This is a genomic window from Acinetobacter sp. C26M, assembly GCF_023702675.1.
GTDB lineage: Bacteria > Pseudomonadota > Gammaproteobacteria > Pseudomonadales > Moraxellaceae > Acinetobacter.
The window spans coordinates 172844-194798 of record NZ_CP098478.1 but is presented as its reverse complement, the minus strand read 5'-3'; the positions used below and the strand labels follow the sequence as shown (position 1 = coordinate 194798).

Sequence of the window (21955 nt, the reverse complement as noted above, 5' to 3'; positions counted from 1 at the left end):
AAAGGAATGGCAAATACTCCCCAAGGCTCGGCTTGGGGCTTTTTTATTTTAACGGGTCTCAATTTCTCGCATGACAGTTTCAACCGAATAACGGCACCACTGCGACAGCTGCTCAATGAATTCATTTAATTGTGGCGGATTAAAGTGACTAACAATCATATAGCAGGCGTTGCCGAGAATTTTAAAACACTCATCCACTTGCTCATATTGTTTGACCAAACGCTCAACCTCAATAAAAGCTTGCTGATCATTCATAAACAATTGGATGAATTGTTTATGTTCATATTTTATCGCGATGGTGTAATTTTTGATAATGCCTGCATCCATTAACTGTGCAATACGAGCACCAACCGCCTGCCCAGTACGATGCACTCGCTGTCCAATTTCTTTATGGCTTAAACGTGAGTCTTGTTTCAGCAGTTTAATAATTTTTAAGTCGATGGGATCAAGTTCAATATTCATTTTTCATTACGAAAGAAAACCAGCAACAATGCTTTCATTTGAATATAGCCGATTTCTCAGTTTCACCCTACTCTTGTTTTATCTTAATGCTGGACGTAAAACAATGAAACAAGCCTTACTGATTATTGATGTGCAAAATGATTATTTTAAAAATGGCAAAATGGAATTGGTCAATCCAGACCTCGCTTTGGCGAAAACCAACCAATTAGAAGCTCATTTTATTCAAAATAATTTACCGATTATTTATATTCAGCATATTAATCCTGCCTCAGCCAGTTTTTTTCAGGAAAATACCATCGGTGTTGAATTACACCCACAACTGAAAATCACCGATCAATCATTGATTGTCGAAAAGCATTTCCCCAATAGCTTTCTAGAAACCAATCTTCAAGCCATCCTTGAACAGCATCAAGTTGAACAGTTAGTGATCACTGGTATGATGACCCATGTCTGTATTGACTCAGGGACACGTGCAGCCAAAGAGCTTGGCTACCAATCCATCGTGATCGCGGATGCCACTGCAACTCGTGATCTCGAACATGAAGGTAAAAGCGTCAAAGCAGCAGATGTTCAAACGGCGTTCTTATCTGCACTGGGTTTCTTCGCCACTGTACAAAACACTGCAGATTTTTTAGGAAACCATTAAATAATGCTGATAAAAAAGAGCGTTCAATTGAACGCTCTTTTCACATTTGCATCGGGTTTATCGGTTTGGATAAACCGTCGCAATCAAATGATCAACTACAGCGGGTTCTGCCAGTGTTGAAGTATCACCAAGCGTATCAAGTTCATTGGCAGCAATCTTTCTCAAGATACGGCGCATGATTTTACCTGAACGGGTTTTGGGCAAAGCAGGTGCCCAATGCAGTGCATCTGGGGTTGCCACAGGACCAAGTACTTTACGTACCCAATTCACCAGCTCTTTACGTAGCTCCTCAGATTCAGCCACATCGGCTTGTAAAGTGACAAAAGTACAAATCCCCTGTCCTTTAATATCATGCGGCATACCCACCACAGCAGCCTCTGCAACTGCTACATGCGAGACTAAGGCGCTTTCAATCTCGGCCGTACCTAAGCGATGCCCCGATACGTTGAGTACATCATCGACACGTCCCGTGATCCAATAGTAGCCATCCGCATCACGACGTGCGCCATCACCTGTGAAATAGTAGTTTTTAAAGGTCGAGAAATAAGCCTCGATAAAACGTTGTGGATCACCCCAAATGGTTCGCATTTGACCTGGCCAGGAATCCTTAATCACCAGATTACCTTCGGTTGCTCCCTCTAGCTCATTGCCCTCTCCATCGACCAGTGCAGGTTGAACTCCAAAGAATGGACGTGTCGCAGACCCTGGTTTTAAGGCAGTTGCACCCGGCAATGGTGAAATTAAAATGCCACCTGTTTCTGTTTGCCACCATGTATCGACAATTGGACAACGGCCTTCACCGACCACTTCATGATACCAATTCCACGCTTCTGGATTGATCGGCTCACCCACCGAACCGAGTAATCGTAAGCTACTGCGGTTACTTTCACGTACATAGGCATCACCTTCACGCATCATGGCGCGAATCGCAGTCGGTGCCGTATATAGAATGGTGACGTTATGCTTATCAATCACATGACCAATACGCGCCCATGTTGGATATTGTGGAATCCCCTCAAACATCACCGTGGTGGTGGCATTACTGAGTGGACCATAGAGTAAATAACTATGGCCTGTAATCCAGCCGACATCTGCGGTACACCAATACACATCATCTTCACGTAGATCGAAGACTTCTCTAAAAGTGGTGTTGACATAAACCAGATAACCGCCTGTTGTATGCAATACACCTTTCGGTTTCCCTGTTGAACCCGAGGTGTACAGAATGAATAAAGGGTCTTCTGCTTTCATTGGTTCTGGTGGGCAGTGTTCGTCTACCTCCATGATGGCAAGGTGATACCAAACATCGCGTGGTGCATTAAACTGAATTGGATTACCCGTGCGATGCACCACGATGACGTTTTCAACGCTACCGGTGCCATCAATTTCTAAAGCTGCATCGACGTTTTCTTTCAGTGGCAATAACTTTCCACCGCGCATTCCAGCATCTGCAGTAATCACTAGCTTTGCTTGACAGTCTTCAATACGACTGGCCAAGGAGTCTGGCGAGAAGCCACCAAACACCACACAATGCACTGCACCAATACGTGCGCAGGCCAACATGGCAATCGCTGCTTCAGGCACCATAGGCATATACAGTACGACACGATCGCCTTTGCCAATACCTTGCTTCTTTAACACATTGGCAAAACGACAGACTTCGTCATGCAGTTCAGAAAATGAGATGATTTTATGACGCGAAGGGTGGTCACCTTCCCAAATAATGGCAGGCTTTAATGGATTATCTTTAAGATGACGATCTAAGCAATTGGCTGAGACATTCAGCTCACCATCGGCAAACCATTCGATTTTGAAATTGTCTTGATTAAAACTGGTATTTTTGACCTGTGTAAATGGTTTGATCCATTCAATCTTGTTGGCTTCCTCTGCCCAAAATGCTTCTGGTTGCTCAATCGAATGCTGGTAACGTTTGAAATAGTCTGCTTCAGAGATTCTTGCCGTTTCTTTGAATTTATCAGGCACTGGGTAGATTTCTTTCATAGCTCACTTCCTTGGTTTTTTATCTCATACCTTAGATGTTCTCATCTATTACACGGGTATGTTTTGTTCTCACTTGCAGTATTGACACCATTTACAAGCGCAAACAATGCGGCTTTGGTCGTAGAAATGTCAGGGCTTTTAATCTTTCGACCTTGACTAAGTTATAGGCTAAAATAGCAAAGCCGACGCTTTTACGATCAATTTATTTTCAAAAATTTACTCAAAATAATTTAAATTTGAACTGCTTGTCTATGCTTTTTGTTCTTAAAATAAGTGATTATTTTGATCATTGCCAAAAGCTTAAAAGATTTAATAATCAAAGAAATAGGAATGCACTATGTTTGACCCTGTAATAACGACCCAAGTACAACCAATCAATGACTATCCGCTCTCCCCAACTGGTCGCTTCAACCGCCTCAGCTACATCGCTTGGTATGGTTTACTCAGCTTCATATGTATGGCTGCTTTTTTCGGTATTTTTGCCTTCGCTGGTCTTTTTAGTCTCAGTCATGTCGATGAGACTTTCTTTTCTACATTTTCAGGTATTACCATCTTTGCTCTGATCGCACTGTGGTTAGTCGCATTTTATTTCCAAATCGTATTTCTCATTCGTCGCCTGCATGACCTGAATAAAACAGGTTGGCTATGTTTACTGCTCTTGGTTCCTGTGCTGCAATTTTTATTTACTTTATATGCCTTATTGGCACCTGGAACACCGCATCGCAATGATTATGGTGATGTTCGTCCATCCAGCACATGGGAAAAAATACTCGCTTGGATCATGATTCTGTTTAGTCTATTCATGATGTTTGGTGTCTTTGTTTTTGCATATTATTTTGCCAGCCCAGATGTATGGGATGCACCAACTCAGATCATTCAAAATACGACCGAATATTTTTAATCGACCGCATTCAGCGAATTGATTTGATCATCATGGGAAGCAAAAACTGAATTTTGCATGCGTGTTGGCAATAAATTCATTATGATTGCTACCCTTATTTATTCCTTCCTTTGCGAAATAGAGATCTTGCTGTGGCAAATGAACAAACAACATTGACTGAAGTGGCAAAAGATACAGGTGCGCTGATTCATCAAGCCAGCACCAAGACCACTGAAACGGTTTTGGCCCATACTGAAAAGTACCACGATGCCTATACCACGATTGATAAAATCATGGACAGCTTTTGGGAGCGTATTCCCTATATTGGTATCGCGATCACGGTATTCATTATCTTTTGGTTACTCACTAAGTTGTTTAAACTCTTTATTCGTAAGACTTTAGAAAATCGCAGCTATACCCGCCAAAACCTAGTATTGGTGCTCAATCGGGTCGGTAGTACCTTTATTATCTTCTTTGGCTTCTTGATCGCGCTGGTGATCGCTATTCCGGGCTTCACACCAAGTCAATTGATTGGTGCGCTCGGTATCGGTTCCGTTGCGATCGGTTTTGCTTTCAAAGATATTTTTCAAAACTTACTGTCAGGGATTCTGATTTTGATCAGTGAACCTTTCCGTATCGGTGATGATATTGTCGTCAATGGCTTAGAAGGAAACGTCGAAGATATTCAAATCCGAGCAACCTTCTTACGCTCACCAGATGGCCGCCGTATTGTGATTCCCAATGCGACGGTCTACACCAGTGCTGTTACGGTTAATAATGCCTATCAACGCCGTCGTTGCGAGTTTGTGGTCGGAATTGGCTATGAAGATGACATGCAAAAAGCCAAGAAGATTATTCTCGATATTCTGGATCGCAATTTGAATGTGCTGAGTCAACCTGGCTTCTCGGTTAATGTCACTGCACTGGCAGACTTCTCTATTAATTTAACGGTACGCTGGTGGGTTAATACCACTGAAACGACCACTTCAGCATCTATCAGTGAGATTCAAGAACTGGTCGTCACTGCTTTTGATGAGAAAGGCATTTCAATTCCTTACCCAGTACAGGAAGTCAAAGTCTACCGTGGTGATCAATCTGAACAGAGCGATGCTTTAGACAAATAATCGCCCTAAAATATTCGATACAGCTGTTTCAGTTCGCAAAATTCGGTTGCCTAAGCTCATTGCTTGGCAGCCGTTTTTTATGAGTAGATCGATCTCATAAGGAATAAATCCTCCTTCTGGCCCAATAATCACACTACAAGGCTGTTGAACTGCATACGGCATTGGCTGCTCAGCATAAGGATGCGCCACATAAGCAGGCTGTTCTGCGCTGATTAACGTCGGTAGAACATCTTCAACAAAAGGTTTAAAACGTTTATAGAGTTGGATTTCAGGTGCTATGGTATCGCCCGCCTGTTCTAAACCCAAAGTTATATAATCATTGAGTTGCTGTAAAAACGGGGTTTGCCAATAGCTTTTATCGACCCGATAACTATGAATCAAGCTAATCCGCTCCACACCCAAGGTCACCGCATCCATGATGATACGACGCAATACTTTAGGACGTGGCAATGCCAGAATCAGGTGTACGGGAAGCTTTGCAGGAACTACTTCTGTTTGCATGGGACGAACAGTAATACATTCTTCGCTGATAGCGACCACCTCAGTTAAGTATCGCTGACCTGCACGAATCCCAACTTTTAAGGTATCACCAACATTGAGCTGTAAGTGCTGAGCTAAATGCTGTAATTGTCTCGGCTGGCTAATCTGCCATGCATCCACCGAACTACACTGTTCGGTTTCAAGTAAAACAATATTCATGACAATGCTGTTTGCTGTAAATAGTGATCAAGACACTGAATATGCTGCTGTAATGAGCCTTTATTTGCTTGCAGAACCCGCTGAGCCTGTTGAACCAATTGCTGAGTCTGTGCATTATCCCCTAGGCAGGCTAATAACTGCTGCCCCACCTGTGCTGTATCCTCTCCGATCAGAATCCCTTGCTGAGCCACAAACTCATCTACAATGGTTTGAAAATTGAAATAACGTGGACCAATGACGGTGGGCACATTCAAGACCATCGGCTCTAAAATATTATGCCCACCACCTGGCTCATTCAATGACCCACCAACAAAACAGGCTTGGCTCAAGGCGTACCATAACCACATTTCCCCCATACTATCAGCAAGAAATACTTGGGTATCCGCTTGAATAGGTTGTTGCAGACTACGGCGTTGGGTTTTTAAATTTAAACTTTGACAGACTTGGTATACTTCATCAAAACGTTCAGGATGACGCGGTACCACAATACAGAGTAAATTCGGATTTGAATTTAAATGCGGCTGCAATTGTTTCAGTAAACTTTGTTCTTCGGGTGCATGTGTACTGGCCAAAGTGATGATCTGACGATCCCCCAAGTGCCAAGCTTGTCTGAGTTGCTGTGCTTGCACTACAAAGTGCTCTGGTGCAGCAATATCAAATTTAATATTACCGACTACCTGACTTTTGGCTTGATCAAGACCTAAAGCAACATAACGCTGCTGGGTTGCCACATCTTGTGCCAATAGCCAAGTGAGTTGTTGCAGCATGGGTTGAGTTAAACGGCGAACTTTACCATAGCCTTTGGCTGATTTCTCTGACAAACGCGCATTCAATAAAATACAGGGAATCTGTTGCTGTTGTGCTTGAGCAATAAGATTTGGCCAGATCTCTGTTTCAACCAATGCCAACAGTTTGGGTTGATACAGATTAAAAAATTGTTTTAATAATGCTTTTTGATCGACAGGCAAATATACCGCCTGAAATAAATCGAGATAAGGGGTTTTTAAAAACAGTGATTTGGCACGCGCTTGCCCCGTCTTGGTAGTATTGGTCACTAAAACAGGATGACCTAATTTTAAATAATGTTCTATTAAAGGTTGAGCTGCGTTGGTTTCACCGACAGATACTGCATGGAACCAAATTGTCCCCAAGTTTTTAGGTGACTGGAACGGTCCAAAACGCTCAATACACTCCTGTTGAAACAGCGCATCACTTTCAGCCCGTTGTTTGATTTTCCAGCGGTACAATGGCTTGATACAGGCCAATAGAACGTTATACCAAAACGGTGTTTGCTGTGCTGCTGTATTCTGCGCCATCCGAGACCATAATTTGCAATGTGATTCCTGCTCATTATGCGGAATTTAAAACAAAAACTCATGCAATTTTGGTAAATCACATGAGTCATTTTTTTAAGTTTTAAAACAGATTAAGCTTCTAACTGCTCAAAGGCAGGATAATCTGTATAACCTTCAGCACCATCACCATATAAGGTTTGTGGTTGAAGTGGATTTAAAGGTAAATCATGTTGCAAACGTTCAAATAAATCCGGATTCGCAATATATTGCTTACCGAATGAGACTGCATCCGCTTGGCCTGTTGCCAAAATACGTTTCGCAGAATCCGCGGTTAAACCTTCATTGGCAATCCACACGCCTTTAAATTTCGGGCGTAATTTTGGTAATACACTATCCTCAGCTTCATATTCACGCGTGAAAATAAAACCAATATTGCGTTGATCTAATTGCTCAACCACATAACCAAAAGTTGCTAATGGATTTTCATCGCCCATATCATGCGAATCACCGCGTGGAGCAAGATGTACACCCACTCGACCAGCGCCCCATACTTCGATGAAGGTATCTACAACTTGTAGTAATAAACGCGCACGGTTTTCAATTGCACCACCGTATTCATCATCGCGATGATTAGTGCTACTTTGCAGGAATTGATCAATCAGGTAACCATTGGCTGCGTGTAATTCCACACCATCAAAACCAGCAGCTTTTGCCTGTTCTGCTGCATTTTTATATTGCGCAACGATTTCTTGAATTTCTTCATGCGATAAGGCACGTGGTGTCACAAAAGGACGCTTTGGACGAAGTAAGCTCACTTCACCCGCAGGTTGAATGGCACTTGGCGCCACAGGCGTATCACCATCCAATAAGTCTGGATGTGAAATACGACCGACATGCCACAGCTGAACCACAATTTTTGAACCTTGTGCGTGTACGGCTTCAACAATTTTATGCCATGCCTGCGCTTGTTCTTGTGACCACAAACCTGGCGTATTGGCATATCCCGCTGCTTTTGGACTAATCACCGTTGCTTCGGTAATAATAAGACCAGCATTGGCACGTTGTTGGTAATATTCCACCATCAAATCGTTTGGAATACGTTGTGCACCACTACGCGCTCTTGTTAAAGGAGCTAAAACCAAGCGGTTTTTAATTGTGAAATCACCTACTTGCAAAGTAGAATTTAGTTCAGCCATGATCGCCTCAACTTACACTTCTTCGATTTAAAGTGCTTGTTTTAAATGTTCGATATATTGCTGAATCAAAGCTTCATTGCGCGTGAAATAAGACCACTGTCCATATTTCTCAACCTTAATCAAACCTGCCTGTTGTAGTACAGACAAATGATTCGACATGGTCGATTGTGCAACTTTTCCTAAACGCTCGATGTGCCCTGCACATACACCACGTTCGAAACTACCACCGCATTGCTCAACGGGTAGAAATTGCTCAGGCTTTTTTAGCCATTGCAAAATCTGTCGACGTAATGGATTGGCTAAGGCTTTGCTTATAACATCAATATCCATAGACTCACCACGTTTCTCAAGCAGCAACGCTTTGTTCAGCACCTAAACCCAGTATATCGAACTTTTTAAATATTAATATCCATTTTTTTCGATATTAATATCTTATTTTTTCGATTAACTGGCAGATGCTGAACGAGATTGCCGTTTTAATTGGATTAAAACTTATAAACCTTGTTTCAAACTTGCTTCGATGAACTTATCCAAGTCACCATCTAATACTGCTTTGGTATTGGAATTTTCCACACCAGTACGCAGGTCTTTAATGCGTGAATCGTCTAGTACATACGAGCGAATCTGACTTCCCCAACCGATATCTGACTTCGAGTCTTCTAAAGCTTGAGCTGCTTCATTACGTTTACTCATTTCGAGTTCATAAAGTTTGGCACGTAATTGCTTCCACGCATGGTCACGGTTGGCATGCTGTGAACGTTGGTTCTGACACGCCACCACAATACCTGTCGGTGCATGAGTTAAACGAACTGCAGAATCGGTTTTGTTAATGTGCTGACCACCCGCACCCGAAGCACGGTAAGTATCGGTACGGACATCGGATGGATTGATATCAATCTCAATATTGTCATCAATCTCAGGCGAGATAAACACGGCTGAGAATGAAGTATGACGGTTGTTATTACTGTCAAATGGAGACTTACGTACTAAACGGTGTACACCACTTTCGGTACGTAACCAACCATAGGCAAATTCACCATCCACACGGATGGTTGCTGATTTAATTCCAGCGACATCACCATCTGACACTTCCATCAATTCAGCTTTAAAGCCATGACGTTCGATCCAACGTAGATACATACGCAATAACATCGAAGCCCAGTCTTGCGCTTCTGTACCGCCTGAACCAGATTGAATTTCAAGGAAGCATGGATTTGGATCCATCGGATTACTGAACATACGGCGGAATTCAAGATTGCCTAAGGCCTGTTCAGCACTGTCTAATTCGGCTTGAACATCCAACAATAAACTTTCATCATCCGCTTCAACCGCAAGGTCAAGCATGGCTTTTGCATCATCTAACTGTTCAGCAAGACGATCAAATACACCTAATGTATTTTCTAAACTGCCCTTTTCTTTTGCGATGGCCTGAGCACGGCTTTGATCATTCCAAATCGCAGGGTCTTCTAATTCTCTTAAAACTTCTTCTAAACGCTCAGCTTTTAGATCGTAGTCAAAGATACCCCCGTAGTGTTTGGCTACGATCAGATAAGTCTTTCAATTGGATTAAATACGGATTAATTTCCACGCGTCTGTTCTCACACTATTTTTTCACTTAATCCGCTATTTTAACATAACTGCTTTAGTCGACACAGCCATGTCATTTTCAATACATTGCTTTATTAAAATTAGTTTTATGAATAAATTTATTTTATCTTTGAAATATTTCATGGTGCTGATTTTGATCAGCCTATTGTGCAAAAATCAGACCAATTGCACTAAAACACACAATCTCTCCTAAGTTTTAATAAATCAAAACAATGATTTTTTATCAATAAATATCAAATAGATAAAATGTCAAAATTACAAGTCAATTACATTCGTACCGTTCGATTACTTTATCAAGATTGACGATAATAAAAATTGCTCTAGACTCAAGTTGTAACAAAACATGTATCAGTGTTTAACACTTGGTTTAAATCTTAATGAGGAAACAACCATGAAAAAATTAGCAATTGCATCAGCACTTTTATCTGCAATCGCAGTAACAGGAACTGCTCATGCTTATCAAGCTGAGGTAGGTGGTTCTTATACCTATAAAGACCAAGATCGTTTTGGTGACAGTGATCGTTTTAGTGTAGATGGTAAGTATTACTTTAACCCAGTACAAACACGTAATGCACCTTTAGCTGAAGCAGCTTTCCTTGACCGTGCAAGCAATGTAAGTGCGCAGTACGCTCATGAAAAAGATGATGCGATTAAAAATAACCAATATGGCGCAGGTATTGAATACTTTGTTCCAAATAGCGATTTCTATTTAAGCGGAAATATTGGCCGTGAAGAAATCAAACCAAATTCAAAATATCTTGATAGCAAAGTGAAAATTAATCACTACGCAGGTGAAGTTGGTTACTTACCAGCACCAGGTTTATTAATTGCTGCGGGTGCAAAAACCGTTGATGTTAAGGACGGTGACCGTGAAACTAGCCCAACGCTTCGTGCGAAGTACGTAACTAAACTAGGCCAAAATGATGTTAACCTAGAAGCATACAGTGCTTTTGGTGACAACAAAGAAGTGAAGTTAAAAGGTGATTACTTCATCGACAAAACTTTAAGTGTTGGTGTGGATTATCAAAAACTTAATTATGACAACACCATTATTAACTCGAACGAATGGGGTATTTCTGCGAAGAAATTCTTCAATCAACAAGTGAGCTTAGAAGGTCGTGTAGGTTTCGGTAACGACAAATCATATGTAGATAATGACTACACTTCATTCGGTCTTCGTGGTGCATACCGCTTCTAAGACTTGAACAGAAAGTAACATCGGAAACGCCCTGAATCATTCAGGGCGTTTTTTATTGCCCATCTCATTTTCTTATCATTCTCAACCTCGCCCTACTAATCTTTTTAGCGTGATTCCGAATGAAGAATTGACGCTTATCCATTTTTGAATACACTACTCCATGTAACAAAATATGTATTATTTTTAATCGGGGGAAATTCTAATGAAAAAATTAAGTCTTATCGCTGCATTCATGAGTGCTTGTTTTACTATCAATGCTCATGCTTATCAAACTGAAACCACTGGCGCATATGAACATATCAATATGGATGATGGGAAAGGCAATAGTGCGGTAATCACGGGTAAATATTATTTTAATCCAGTCCAAACCCGTAATGCGCCTTTGGCAGAAGCCGCTTTCTTAGATAAAGCATCGAATATCGGTGGCGGCTATGCCTATAGCAAACTGGAAGATGACGAAGATCTCGGTGATTTACAATTCAATATCCTAGGTTTGCAAGGTGAATTTTACGTCCCTAACTCACAATTCTATCTTTCTGGTGCCTTACATCGTACCAATGTCAAAGCAACAATTAATGGTTTAGGTTCTAATTCTGAAAATGGCGATGGCTATAGCCTAGAAGCAGGTTTCCTCCCGGTTAATGGCTTATTGCTGGCCGTTGGCGTGGCAGATTTATCGGACAGTTTAAATCCAATACAGGTTGCACAGTACGGCTTTATCAATAACCTTTCAAATGCTGCAATCGTGTCTGGCGAAAATGACGATACCGCCGTTTCTTTACGCGCGAAATATGTTTCGCAAATTGGCGGCTACTATACCAATTTCGAAGCGCTCAGCTATATTGGTGACGAAACAACATATCGTTTAGCCGCTGATCTTTATCTCGACCCAACCCTCAGTGTGGGTATCTCATTCGCTGACTCTACTGCTGATGATTCAGATAGTGTATTCAATATCCACGCTCAGAAATTCTTCACCTCACAGTTTGCTTTAGGTGTAGGTTACACCAAAACAGATGGTGCTGATGCTTTTGGCCTTAATGGTACTGTTCGTTTCTAATCAACTCTTATCAGAGATAAAAAAATCCGCTCATCAGAGCGGATTTTTTATTGCTTTAAATAAGCGATTTGCAATTGTAGACTGGTGTTGCCATTAAACACATTCCGCTCCAAGGTATAGACTAAATCCACATAACCCAGCATTGGATTAAATTCAAAACGGCCCATCGCATTAAATGCAATCGCATCTATGGAATGTGACCCGACCGCCAATTTAAGTTTTAGATGTTGCTCTTTAAGCCAACGATAATCGATCACTTTGAATCGTCCCTCAAATTGAGGCAGTGGAAACTTCTGTCCCCAAGGCCCAAGTTGCTCAATCCAATCCAGCGTCCCTAAATGTAAATCCGCATCGCTGAGCTCGCCATCAGTCCATAAAGTTGCTGTGAATAAATCATCATCCATTTCGGCAATAGCTTGAGTGAAAGCGCTTTTGAATGCATCAAAATTTTCTTTTTTCAGGGTTAGACCAGCTGCAGCGGCATGCCCACCAAAATGACTGACCAAATGTGGATACTGCTCTGCAACCTGCTCAATAGTATCTCGGATATGAATTCCATCAATCGACCTTGCTGAACCTTTAATATGAATCCCATCTTCATCAGGAGCAAAAACTAAACTTGGACGATGAAATTGCTCCTTTAAACGTCCAGCCACAATACCAATCACACCTTGATGCCATTGTTCGTCAAACATCACCAGCGCTGCAGGTAAATGCTCTTTTTCAAGCTGAATATGTTGCAAAGCACTTAACGCTTGCTGCTTCATTTCAGTTTCAACTTGACGACGTTCGGTATTTAGCTGATTCAACTGCTGTGCAATTGGATAGGCTGTTTGCATATCGGCAGCGAGTAAACACTCAATTCCGATCCGCATACTTTCCATTCGACCAGCCGCATTGATTCGAGGACCAACGACAAAGCCTAAATCTTGTGCACGCAAACTGGCTGCATCACGTCCTGCAATATCCAACAAGGCTAAAATACCCGCACGACATTGATGTTGCTGAATCCGCTTTAATCCAGCATCAATCAAGATACGGTTGTTATAATCCAAACTGGCGACATCGGCATAAGTGCCCAATGCGACCAAGTCGAGATACTGGGTCACTTTACTGCTGCTTTTGCCTTGCTGGCTGCGTGAACTGGCCAATTTCGCCAATACATAAAAAGCCACCCCAACCCCAGCCAAAGCTTTACTTGAGAACTCACAGCCGAGTTGATTCGGATTGACTACCGCCTCCGCACTAGGTGTCGGCTTGGTGGTTAAATGATGATCGGTAATGATCACCTGCATACCTAAAGCTTGGGCAGTATCCACACCTGCATGGCTCGATATACCATTATCCACAGTGATTAAAAGATCTGGCTGATAACTTTGTTTTGCCAATTCAGCAATAGCAGGAGTAAGCCCATAACCATACTTAAAACGATCAGGCACCAGATATTCAACTCTGGCTCCCATATCTTGCAGAACAAGAACCATTAAAGCGGTACTGGTCGCACCATCGGCATCATAATCACCGACAATCACAATCTGTTTTTGCTGATCAATTGCTTGATCAATCAAGGCAACTGCCTGCTCCAATCCCTTAAGTTCTGGAGATAGCAAGTGCTTGAGTTTTAACTCCAGCTCTTGTTCAGACTGTACACCACGCCTTGCTAGAATTTCAGCAATAAAAGCAGGCACGCCCTGAAACTGTTCAGGGCGTGTCAGCAATGGTCTTTTTTGAATTTGGATCATTTATGGCATCAAACGTTGGATAGTCCAAAGACCATTTTGCTTTTCATAACTTAAACGGTCATGTAAGCGATTTGGTCGCCCCTGCCAGAACTCATAATAATCAGCTTCTAAGCGATAACCGCCCCAAAATTCAGGCTTATCCAGTTCTGCTCGAGCTTGGCTTTGTAGTGCTTGAAAGCGTTGTTGCAATAACTCACGGCTTTCTATGGCGCCACTTTGCGGGGTACTGATATGTGCAGCAATCTGACTATCACGCGGACGTTTATGGTAGTAATCTGTCGATTCTTGTTCAGAAATCTTGATGACCTTACCACCAATACGCACCTGACGCTCTAAACTTGGCCAGTAAAACAGCAGCTCAGCATAAGGGTTTTCTGCTAAGTCCAAGCCTTTTTGGCTGTCATAATTGGTATAGAAATCATAGCCAGCTTCTGTCGCACCACGTAATAACACTGTACGTACGTGCGGACGTCCTTGAGCATTTGCTGTCGCTAATGACATCGCATAGGGTTCATGTAAATTGGCAGCTAATGCATGATTAAACCAATTCAGAAACTGTATATGCGGCTCAGCACTGATTTGGGCTTCATGTAATTCACCCTGCTCATAGCTCAAACGCAGCTCACTGAGATCTTTAATCACATCACTCATGATGGCTCCCCCCTTAAGCAGCTTGGGCTTGAGCGCGTACTGCATCCGCCAAATGATTGGCCAAAGCCTCAACTTCTTGCTGCTGATCACCTTCCACCATGACACGAATCACAGGTTCTGTGCCTGATTTACGAATCAATAAACGACCTCGGCCTTTCAGTTGCTGTTCCGCTTTTTCAAATTCTGCAACCAAGGCAGGAATCGAATAAGGGTCAATCATGTGTTGTAGACGAACATTGACCAACACTTGAGGAAATAATACAAAGCCGTCCACCAACTCATGTAAGGCTTTGCCTTGTTCAACCATCACCGTAAGCACTTGTAACGCTGCGATAATTGCATCACCCGTTGTACTCTTATCCAAAGTCAGAATATGACCTGACGGCTCACCACCTGTGACCCAATTCTTTTCTTCTAGGGCTTGTAATACATAACGGTCACCGACTTTGGCACGAACAAAGCCAACCTCAGCTTTTTGTAAAGCCAACTCAAGTGCCATATTACTCATGACTGTGCCCACCACGCCCTCTGGCTTATGTTTTGCCTGAGTTGCAAGGATATACAAGATATGGTCACCATCAATCAATTGACCATTTCTATCCACCATCACCACACGGTCAGCATCACCGTCGAAGGCAATCCCCACATCAGCTTGATGTTCCAACACCGCCTTCTGTAATTGTTCTGGGTGGGTTGAACCACAGTTCTCATTGATGTTTAAACCATCAGGCTCATTAAATAATGGGATGACTTTAGCACCAAGCTCACGGAATACCGATGGACCTACGCTATAGGCTGCACCATTCGCACAATCCACTACGATTTTTAAATTACGTAAGTCAAAATGATACGGGAACGTCGATTTACAAAATTCGATATAACGACCATTGGCATCTTTAACACGCACACTCTTACCTAGATTTGCGGTGTCATCAATCAGCAACTCTTTTTCCAGTTCCTGATTGATCTGGTCTTGTAATGCATCTGGAAGTTTTTTGCCTTCACTCGAGAAGAATTTAATACCGTTATCAAAATAAGGGTTATGTGATGCTGAAATCACGATCCCAGCGTGTGCGTGTAGTGCGCGAGTTAAATGCGCAATTGCAGGTGTTGGGAGTGGACCCAATAAATGGACATAAACACCCGCAGCATTCAAACCTGCTTGCAATGCTGCTTCTAAAATATAACCCGACAAACGTGTATCTTTCCCCAACACTACAATCGGTTTATTTTTAGGACTATTTCTTTTTAATACTTTCCCTGCAGCAAAGCCAAGTTTTAATGCGAACTCTGGGGTAATAGGCATTTGTCCAAATTTTCCGCGAATTCCATCAGTACCAAAATAACTCATCTTTTACTCACTTTCTTATCTTTTATATGGTGTGGAACCATATCTTTCTTCATCTTATTCACTTTACACCAAAACGAAAAAACCGTCAGTGGACTGACGGTTTTTCTGTCAACAAAATTACCAAAAATCAACCAACTCGATAGTTTGGTGCTTCCTTGGTAATCGTAACGTCATGAACATGTGATTCAGACATACCTGCTGACGTAATCTTCACAAATTTTGCATTTTGACGAAGATCTTCAATAACAGATGAACCCGTATAACCCATCGATGAACGCAAACCACCCATCATTTGATGTACGATGTTACCCATTGGTCCTTTGTATGGAACTCGACCTTCGATGCCTTCTGGCACTAACTTCTCAGCACCTGCTTTAGCGTCTTGGAAATAACGGTCAGCAGAACCAGATACGCCCGCCATTGCACCTAATGAACCCATGCCACGGTATGCTTTGTAATAACGGCCTTGGAAGAATTCAACTTCACCTGGTGCTTCTTCTGTTCCAGCGAGGAGTGAACCGACCATAATCGTGCTCGCACCTGCACCAATCGCTTTCGCCATATCACCAGAGAAACGAATACCACCATCCGCAATCAAAGGAATTTGATCTTTCAGTGCATTTGCAACACTGTCAATTGCAGAAATCTGTGGCATACCAATACCAGCAACGATACGTGTGGTACAGATTGAACCAGGACCGATACCTACTTTTACGGCATCAGCACCAGCATCAAGCAATGCCAAGGCTGCATCACCTGTTGCAATATTTCCACCAATCACTTGAACTTGTGGGTAGTTGGCTTTTACCCAACGAACACGTTCAATTACACCCGCAGAATGACCATGTGCTGTATCCACCACAATCGCATCTACGCCTGCATCAACCAAGGCTTCGACACGGCTTGGTGTTTCTGCACCTGTACCGACCGCAGCACCAACACGTAAACGACCCAAATCATCTTTACAACTGTTTGGATAGCTTTCAGCTTTACGGAAGTCAGTGACCGTAATTAAGCCTTTAAGCTCATTGTTCTCACCAACAACCAATACTTTTTCAATACGGTGTTTTTGCAATAATGCTTGGATATTTTCTTTCGATTCGCCTTCACGAACAGTCACGAGACGATCTTGACCTGTCATGATGTTACTTACAGGCTGTTCAAGATTGGTTTCAAAGCGTGTATCACGACCTGTGACGATACCCACCACTTTGCCATCTTTTACAACAGGCACACCACTAATGTTATTCGCTTGGGTAATCGCAATCAGCTCACGCACTGTCGTTTCAGGGCTAACGATGATTGGGTCTTTCACCATACCTGCTTCAAATTTTTTCACACGGCGGACTTCAGCGGCTTGCGCTGCAATATCCATGTTTTTGTGCAAAATACCAATACCGCCATTTTGCGCCATCGCAATTGCCATACGTGATTCAGTCACTGTATCCATTGCAGCAGAAACGAGAGGGATATTAAGTTGAATTCCGCGTGTTAAACGTGTCTTTAAGGAGACATCTTTTGGGAGAACAGTTGAGTAGGCAGGAAGTAATAAGACATCATCGAAGGTTAGCGCTTCTTGAACGATGGTCAGCATAACAATCTCACTGGTAATTTCCGTGAGCTATTATAAACAAATTTCAATGTGATTTCATTTTCTATGATGAAAATAATTTTAATTGATCCTATTGGTGATTTTCGACACCATAACTTTTCGCTCTCAATCCTGAAAATTCAGTTCAAGAAAGCATCAATTATTTATATAAATTTCAATAATATATAAATAAAATATCAAATTAACAGATAGAACAGCGACGTCGCTGCCCTACCACGCATAAAACGTTACATTTCACTTACCATGACTTAACTCATTTCCGTAGGCAAACTAAAAACATATTCATTCATCAAATCAACACCGCATTCTAGCTGCTCAATCCAATCCAAAAATTGATTGATCATCTCCTTACCCACAAAAGCGGTGCCATGTTGCGGCACAATCATGTCGATATCCATCTGACGCACCATATTGACCCACAACCGAATTACTTTATTGGAGCACATATAGCGTTGATGAAAGCCTTTCATCTTTTTGATATGCGTTTCAAAATCCGTAATCGGTAGACTCGCATCATCAACGATTGAAGCACCCATATCGCCTGAAAATAGAATTTTCGCTGTCGGATCATAAAACTGGAAGTTACCCACGGAATGCAGGAAATGTGCAGGCACTGCAACAATTGAGGACTCACCCAAAGGAATAATTTGTCCTGTATCTGACAGTTCGATCAAACGCTCTTCCCAATTCCCCTTCATTCGCTCACTCATAAAAGCTGAGTTGAGATGTGGTAAAAAGCGTGCCCATAGTTTTGATGCCACAACTTTGGCATCGGTATAGACCAACCAGCGTGGCATTGAGGTAATAATGTCAGGGTCTTGATGCGAAGCCATCACATAATCCAAATTTTTCAGTTTGGTATAGCGATTAAGCTCCATGGTTAAAGGCACATAAGTAAGGTCGCCACCCGGATCTAAAACAGCCGCCCGATCATGATCAATAATTAAAAATTGATTGGCCTGAATACCTTCCCCTTTAACCAAACTGGTAAAACTAATGCATTTATGTGTGCCATTATCAAACAGTATTTGCGACGTTGTTCGCTCAAAACTCATAACCACCCCAGAAAAATTCTTTAAATATGAAATATTTTAATTCCATAATAAAATAATGGGATTTAGCTCATGTTTCAATCAGATATTGGACTTTTATCATAATTTATAAGAAAAAACCCATCACTTTTGGATGGGTCTGTACTGATTTAACATTCGATTAGATTAGAAGAAATAGTGTTGCACCAAGCTCGAAACACCTACAATCAAGAAGATCGCGGCACCGATTTTATGGATCAAGGAAATCGGTAATTTATCCGCCAATTTATTGCCAATAAACACCGCAGGGGCATTCGCGATCATCATCCCGAATGTGGTTCCAATCATTACCCAAAAAACACTGTCAAAACGTGCGGCTAAAGCGACTGTCGCGATTTGGGTTTTATCACCAATTTCAGCCAAGAAAAATAGAATGAAGGTGGCACCGAAAACCCCAAATTTCTGCCATTTATTGATATTTTCAGTTTCATCACCCAGTTCATCTGGAATCAACATCCAAATCGCCATCCCGATGAAACCGAGGGCAAGAATCCACAGTAAAATCTCAGGACTGAGTACGGTGGTAATCCATTGTCCCAAGACAGCAGAAATACCATGATTGATGGTGGTGGCTAATAGAATGGCAATTAAAATCGGAATCGGTTTACGGAAACGTGCTGCGAGCAAGAGTGCGAGCAATTGTGTTTTATCACCCATTTCAGCAAGGGCAACGATTGACGTCGAGATGAGGAATTCATACATTGTTGAATGCTCTGGCTAGCAAAATATACCAATGACCTACCCCTCCTGCTAGCCAAAATCAAATAGATTGATGCAGAGTGGTAAATCAAAGGTCTTGCCAACAAAAGCACAGCCAAAAAGCTGTTCTTGGTTCTTTGCTATGATGACCATGCTCAGTTGAGCAATTATGTTGATCATCACCTATTTACTTTGCGTAAATAGCGGCTACTCCCCAATGAAGTGAATTCATTCTACCAAACAATAAAATTGTTTTAAATCTCTAAAGCCAAAATTTTTGGTAACTCCAAATGAGCACACGTAATAAACCGAGAAAAACAGCAAAATACACACTTAGACCGAGAAAACCCAAACTGCCCCAACCACTTGCTCCACCTACGTTTTGAGCTTGGTATTCCATTGCCATGACGACCGTCGCAAGTAGGACCTCAAAACCCATTACCACATACATCATCCACTCCCATGGAAAATGTAAAAAACTAACCCATAATCCCATCGCCACAAAAACAATGAGTAATAAAGGTAGCATTACCCGATAGATCCCTAACATCCCTGCTCCCTCAAACAATGAGAATTTATTTTATGTCCAACATAGCATAAATAAAGCCATGTTTTTTCCAGCCTAAAAACAGAAAACCCCGCCAAAGCGAGGTTCTCTAAACTCAAAAAGCAATTAGAGCAATAGGCTACGAATATCTTTTAACAGCTTGGTCAGCTTATTGGTAAAACGTGCGGCGTCAGCACCATTAATCACACGATGGTCATACGATAATGACAACGGCAACATCAAACGTGGATCAAAATCTTTGCCATTCCATACTGGTTGCATGGTTGCAGGTGAAATACCCAAAATCGCAACTTGAGGCCAGTTCACCAATGGAGTAAACGCTGTACCACCAATACTGCCTAAGCTGGTAATGGTAAAGTTAGCACCTTGTAAATCTTTCGGTGACAATTTGCGGTCACGTGCTTTCTGGCTCAGTTCAGCCAGTTCTGTCGCGATTTGCTTAATTGACTTCTGGTCAGGATTACGCAATACCGGTACGGTTAAGCCATCTGGAGTCGCAACTGCAATACCCATATGAATTTCGTTACGCAACAACACTGACTTCTGATCATCAGCCAAATGTCCAGCAAAATAAGGTTCTTCTTTGAGCAAGTGTGCAACCGCTTTGGCAATGAATGCCAAGATCGTCAGGCTAAGACCTTGCTTTTTAAAGCCATCTTTCAGTTCACCACGCCATGCTTCCAGCTCGGTAATATCCGCCAAGTCAAACTGCGTCACTTGCGGAATAAAGTTATTCAATGACAGCTGTGGCACAGACACTTGCTGTAAACGCGTCATTGTTTTCACTTCACCGCCACCAAATGCACTAAAGTCTGGCAACTTCGGCAAGCCTGAAGCCACTGGAGTGGCTTGCGTTGCAGCAGCGGGTTGTGGTGCGGTCAGACGTGTTTTCACATAGGCAAACACATCGTCTTTCATCACACGACCATGCTCGCCTGATGCTTTGACCTGCCCAAGAACCACACCTAACTCACGTGCCAGTTTACGCACGGCTGGACCTGCGTAGACTTTGGCATTGTCTGCTTCTTGCTGTTTAGTCAACTTCTCAGCTTGCGCTGGCGCAGTTGCTGCTGTCGTTGCAGGAGCTTGTGGTTTTTCTGGCGCTGTGTTTGCTACTGGTGCCGAAGGAACTTGTGCTTTTGGCGCTGCTGCTGGTGCAGCGGCCTGACCACTGACCTCAATCGTTGCCAAAGCCACGCCTTGACGCACTTCCTGATTCGAAGACACATGAAGTGCTTTTACAATGCCTGCTACCGAGCTTGGCACTTCAACCGATGCCTTATCTGACTCAACCACGCATAAGCTTTGTTGTGCTTCAACACGATCACCAACATTGACCAGAATTTCTGAAACCAAGGCTTTTTCTACACCCAGATCAGGTACTTCAATTTCAACATTACCTGTTGAGGTATGAGTTGTAGTTGGTGCTTCTGTTGTTGCCACTGGCGCTTCTGTTTGAACTGGCGCTGCTTGCGGTTCAGATGACGTGCCGGCACTCGTCGTCTTGACCTGAATCAAGACCACGCCTTCCTTAATACTGTCACCTTCTTTGATCTGGATCGCTTCCACAATCCCCGCAACCGAGCTTGGTACTTCTACCGTCGCCTTGTCCGATTCAACCACAACAATACTTTGTTCAGGTTCAATCTGATCACCGACTTTGACCAACACTTCTGCAACCAGGGCTTTTTCTACACCAATATCTGGAACTTTTACATCCACAATCTGGCTTGCAGTCGCTGCTGGAGCAGCAGGTTGCGCTTTTGTTTCAGCTTCCACTGGTTTTGCTTCTGCTTTTGGCGCTTCTGCTTTCGGTGCTTCATTCGCAGGTGTTTCAGCAGCAGCCTCCGACTCTAATTCAATCAATGCGACGCCTTCAGTCACTTCATCGCCTTGTTGAACCAGAATACTTTTCACGATACCTGCTGCAGTGCTTGGTACTTCTACCGTTGCTTTATCTGATTCTAAAACCAGAAGGCTATCATCAACTGCAACATGGTCGCCCACTTTGACCAAGATTTCTGCAACCAGTGCTTTATCTACGCCAATATCAGGTGCTTGGATTTGCATGA

General features: G+C 42.5%; 20 protein-coding genes and 1 riboswitch. Of the genes, 5 read left to right on the top strand and 15 right to left on the bottom strand.

The features are described from left to right. Window positions 1–48: 48 nt before the first annotated feature. Window positions 49–462, bottom strand: coding sequence for an Lrp/AsnC family transcriptional regulator (locus NDN11_RS00915; protein WP_251110517.1), 414 nt, complete (start codon window positions 460–462; stop codon window positions 49–51). A gap of 103 nt (window positions 463–565) precedes the next feature. Between NDN11_RS00915 and NDN11_RS00910 the strand changes: the two genes are divergently transcribed. Next, window positions 566–1108 carry a cysteine hydrolase family protein gene (locus NDN11_RS00910; RefSeq protein ID WP_251110516.1) on the top strand — a complete coding sequence of 181 codons (543 nt, stop codon included), beginning with the start codon at window positions 566–568 and terminating at the stop codon, window positions 1106–1108. A 57-nt stretch (window positions 1109–1165) separates the two neighbouring features. Here NDN11_RS00910 and acs read toward each other — a convergent pair whose 3' ends face one another. Further along, the gene (acs, locus tag NDN11_RS00905) at window positions 1166–3109 is read right to left on the bottom strand and encodes an acetate--CoA ligase (RefSeq protein WP_251110515.1); all 1944 of its coding nucleotides are present in this window, start codon (window positions 3107–3109) and stop codon (window positions 1166–1168) included. 337 nt (window positions 3110–3446) lie between these two features. Between acs and NDN11_RS00900 the strand changes: the two genes are divergently transcribed. Together NDN11_RS00900 and NDN11_RS00895 are read left to right on the top strand one after the other, a co-directional pair. Beyond that, the gene (locus tag NDN11_RS00900) at window positions 3447–4010 is read left to right on the top strand and encodes a DUF805 domain-containing protein (RefSeq protein WP_251110514.1); all 564 of its coding nucleotides are present in this window, start codon (window positions 3447–3449) and stop codon (window positions 4008–4010) included. A gap of 131 nt (window positions 4011–4141) precedes the next feature. Next, window positions 4142–5113: a mechanosensitive ion channel family protein gene (locus tag NDN11_RS00895; RefSeq protein WP_241338295.1), complete on the top strand. Its 972-nt coding sequence runs from the start codon at window positions 4142–4144 to the stop codon at window positions 5111–5113. Here the strand turns inward: NDN11_RS00895 and NDN11_RS00890 are convergent. From NDN11_RS00890 to prfB, 5 genes are all read right to left on the bottom strand, one after another. Next, the gene (locus NDN11_RS00890) at window positions 5102–5812 is read right to left on the bottom strand and encodes a 16S rRNA (uracil(1498)-N(3))-methyltransferase (protein ID WP_251110513.1); all 711 of its coding nucleotides are present in this window, start codon (window positions 5810–5812) and stop codon (window positions 5102–5104) included. The two genes, NDN11_RS00895 and NDN11_RS00890, sit on opposite strands and share 12 nt — an antisense overlap. Next, window positions 5809–7128 carry a 3-deoxy-D-manno-octulosonic acid transferase gene (locus tag NDN11_RS00885; RefSeq protein WP_251110512.1) on the bottom strand — a complete coding sequence of 440 codons (1320 nt, stop codon included), beginning with the start codon at window positions 7126–7128 and terminating at the stop codon, window positions 5809–5811. The genes NDN11_RS00890 and NDN11_RS00885 overlap by 4 nt, the downstream gene beginning before the upstream one ends. Before the next feature lie 110 nt (window positions 7129–7238). Beyond that, window positions 7239–8303, bottom strand: a complete 1065-nt coding sequence (locus NDN11_RS00880; protein WP_004803643.1) for an alkene reductase — start codon at window positions 8301–8303, stop codon at window positions 7239–7241. A 27-nt stretch (window positions 8304–8330) separates the two neighbouring features. Beyond that, window positions 8331–8633 (bottom strand): ArsR/SmtB family transcription factor, encoded by a 303-nt coding sequence (locus NDN11_RS00875; RefSeq protein ID WP_251110511.1) that lies wholly within the window; start codon window positions 8631–8633, stop codon window positions 8331–8333. 162 nt (window positions 8634–8795) lie between these two features. Continuing rightward, a protein-coding gene (gene prfB, locus NDN11_RS00870) for a peptide chain release factor 2 (protein ID WP_096089470.1) occupies window positions 8796–9891 on the bottom strand; the annotation gives its coding sequence in 2 pieces (ribosomal slippage) (window positions 8796–9818 and window positions 9820–9891; 1095 coding nt in all). Window positions 9892–10302: 411 nt separating this feature from the next. Here prfB and NDN11_RS00865 point away from each other — a divergent pair. Together NDN11_RS00865 and NDN11_RS00860 are read left to right on the top strand one after the other, a co-directional pair. After that, window positions 10303–11109 carry a putative porin gene (locus NDN11_RS00865; RefSeq protein ID WP_251110510.1) on the top strand — a complete coding sequence of 269 codons (807 nt, stop codon included), beginning with the start codon at window positions 10303–10305 and terminating at the stop codon, window positions 11107–11109. 202 nt (window positions 11110–11311) lie between these two features. Further along, window positions 11312–12169 carry a putative porin gene (locus NDN11_RS00860; RefSeq protein WP_251110509.1) on the top strand — a complete coding sequence of 286 codons (858 nt, stop codon included), beginning with the start codon at window positions 11312–11314 and terminating at the stop codon, window positions 12167–12169. Between the two features lie 47 nt (window positions 12170–12216). Here the strand turns inward: NDN11_RS00860 and recJ are convergent, their stop codons facing one another. The 8 genes from recJ to NDN11_RS00820 all read right to left on the bottom strand — a co-directional run bounded on the left by recJ (window position 12217) and on the right by NDN11_RS00820 (window position 21953). Further along, window positions 12217–13911: a single-stranded-DNA-specific exonuclease RecJ gene (gene recJ, locus NDN11_RS00855; protein ID WP_251110508.1), complete on the bottom strand. Its 1695-nt coding sequence runs from the start codon at window positions 13909–13911 to the stop codon at window positions 12217–12219. After that, a complete protein-coding gene (gene pdxH / locus NDN11_RS00850) occupies window positions 13912–14562 on the bottom strand; it encodes a pyridoxamine 5'-phosphate oxidase (RefSeq protein ID WP_251110507.1) in 651 nt (216 codons plus the stop codon). 13 nt (window positions 14563–14575) lie between these two features. Beyond that, complete coding sequence (glmM, locus tag NDN11_RS00845) at window positions 14576–15913, bottom strand: phosphoglucosamine mutase (RefSeq protein WP_251110506.1); 1338 nt, start codon at window positions 15911–15913, stop codon at window positions 14576–14578. 127 nt (window positions 15914–16040) lie between these two features. Continuing rightward, window positions 16041–17507, bottom strand: a complete 1467-nt coding sequence (guaB, locus tag NDN11_RS00840; RefSeq protein WP_167248522.1) for an IMP dehydrogenase — start codon at window positions 17505–17507, stop codon at window positions 16041–16043. Window positions 17508–17773: 266 nt separating this feature from the next. Further along, window positions 17774–18580 (bottom strand): oxygen-binding di-iron domain-containing protein, encoded by an 807-nt coding sequence (locus NDN11_RS00835; protein WP_167248521.1) that lies wholly within the window; start codon window positions 18578–18580, stop codon window positions 17774–17776. Between the two features lie 162 nt (window positions 18581–18742). Then, on the bottom strand, window positions 18743–19318 hold the full coding sequence (locus NDN11_RS00830) for a TMEM165/GDT1 family protein (protein ID WP_167248520.1): 576 nt from the start codon (window positions 19316–19318) through the stop codon (window positions 18743–18745). 83 nt (window positions 19319–19401) lie between these two features. Further along, window positions 19402–19543, bottom strand: a riboswitch (yybP-ykoY riboswitch). Between the two features lie 34 nt (window positions 19544–19577). Continuing rightward, complete coding sequence (locus NDN11_RS00825) at window positions 19578–19865, bottom strand: hypothetical protein (RefSeq protein ID WP_251110505.1); 288 nt, start codon at window positions 19863–19865, stop codon at window positions 19578–19580. 123 nt (window positions 19866–19988) lie between these two features. Continuing rightward, window positions 19989–21953, bottom strand: coding sequence for a 2-oxo acid dehydrogenase subunit E2 (locus NDN11_RS00820; protein WP_251110504.1), 1965 nt, complete (start codon window positions 21951–21953; stop codon window positions 19989–19991). Window positions 21954–21955: the final 2 nt, after the last annotated feature.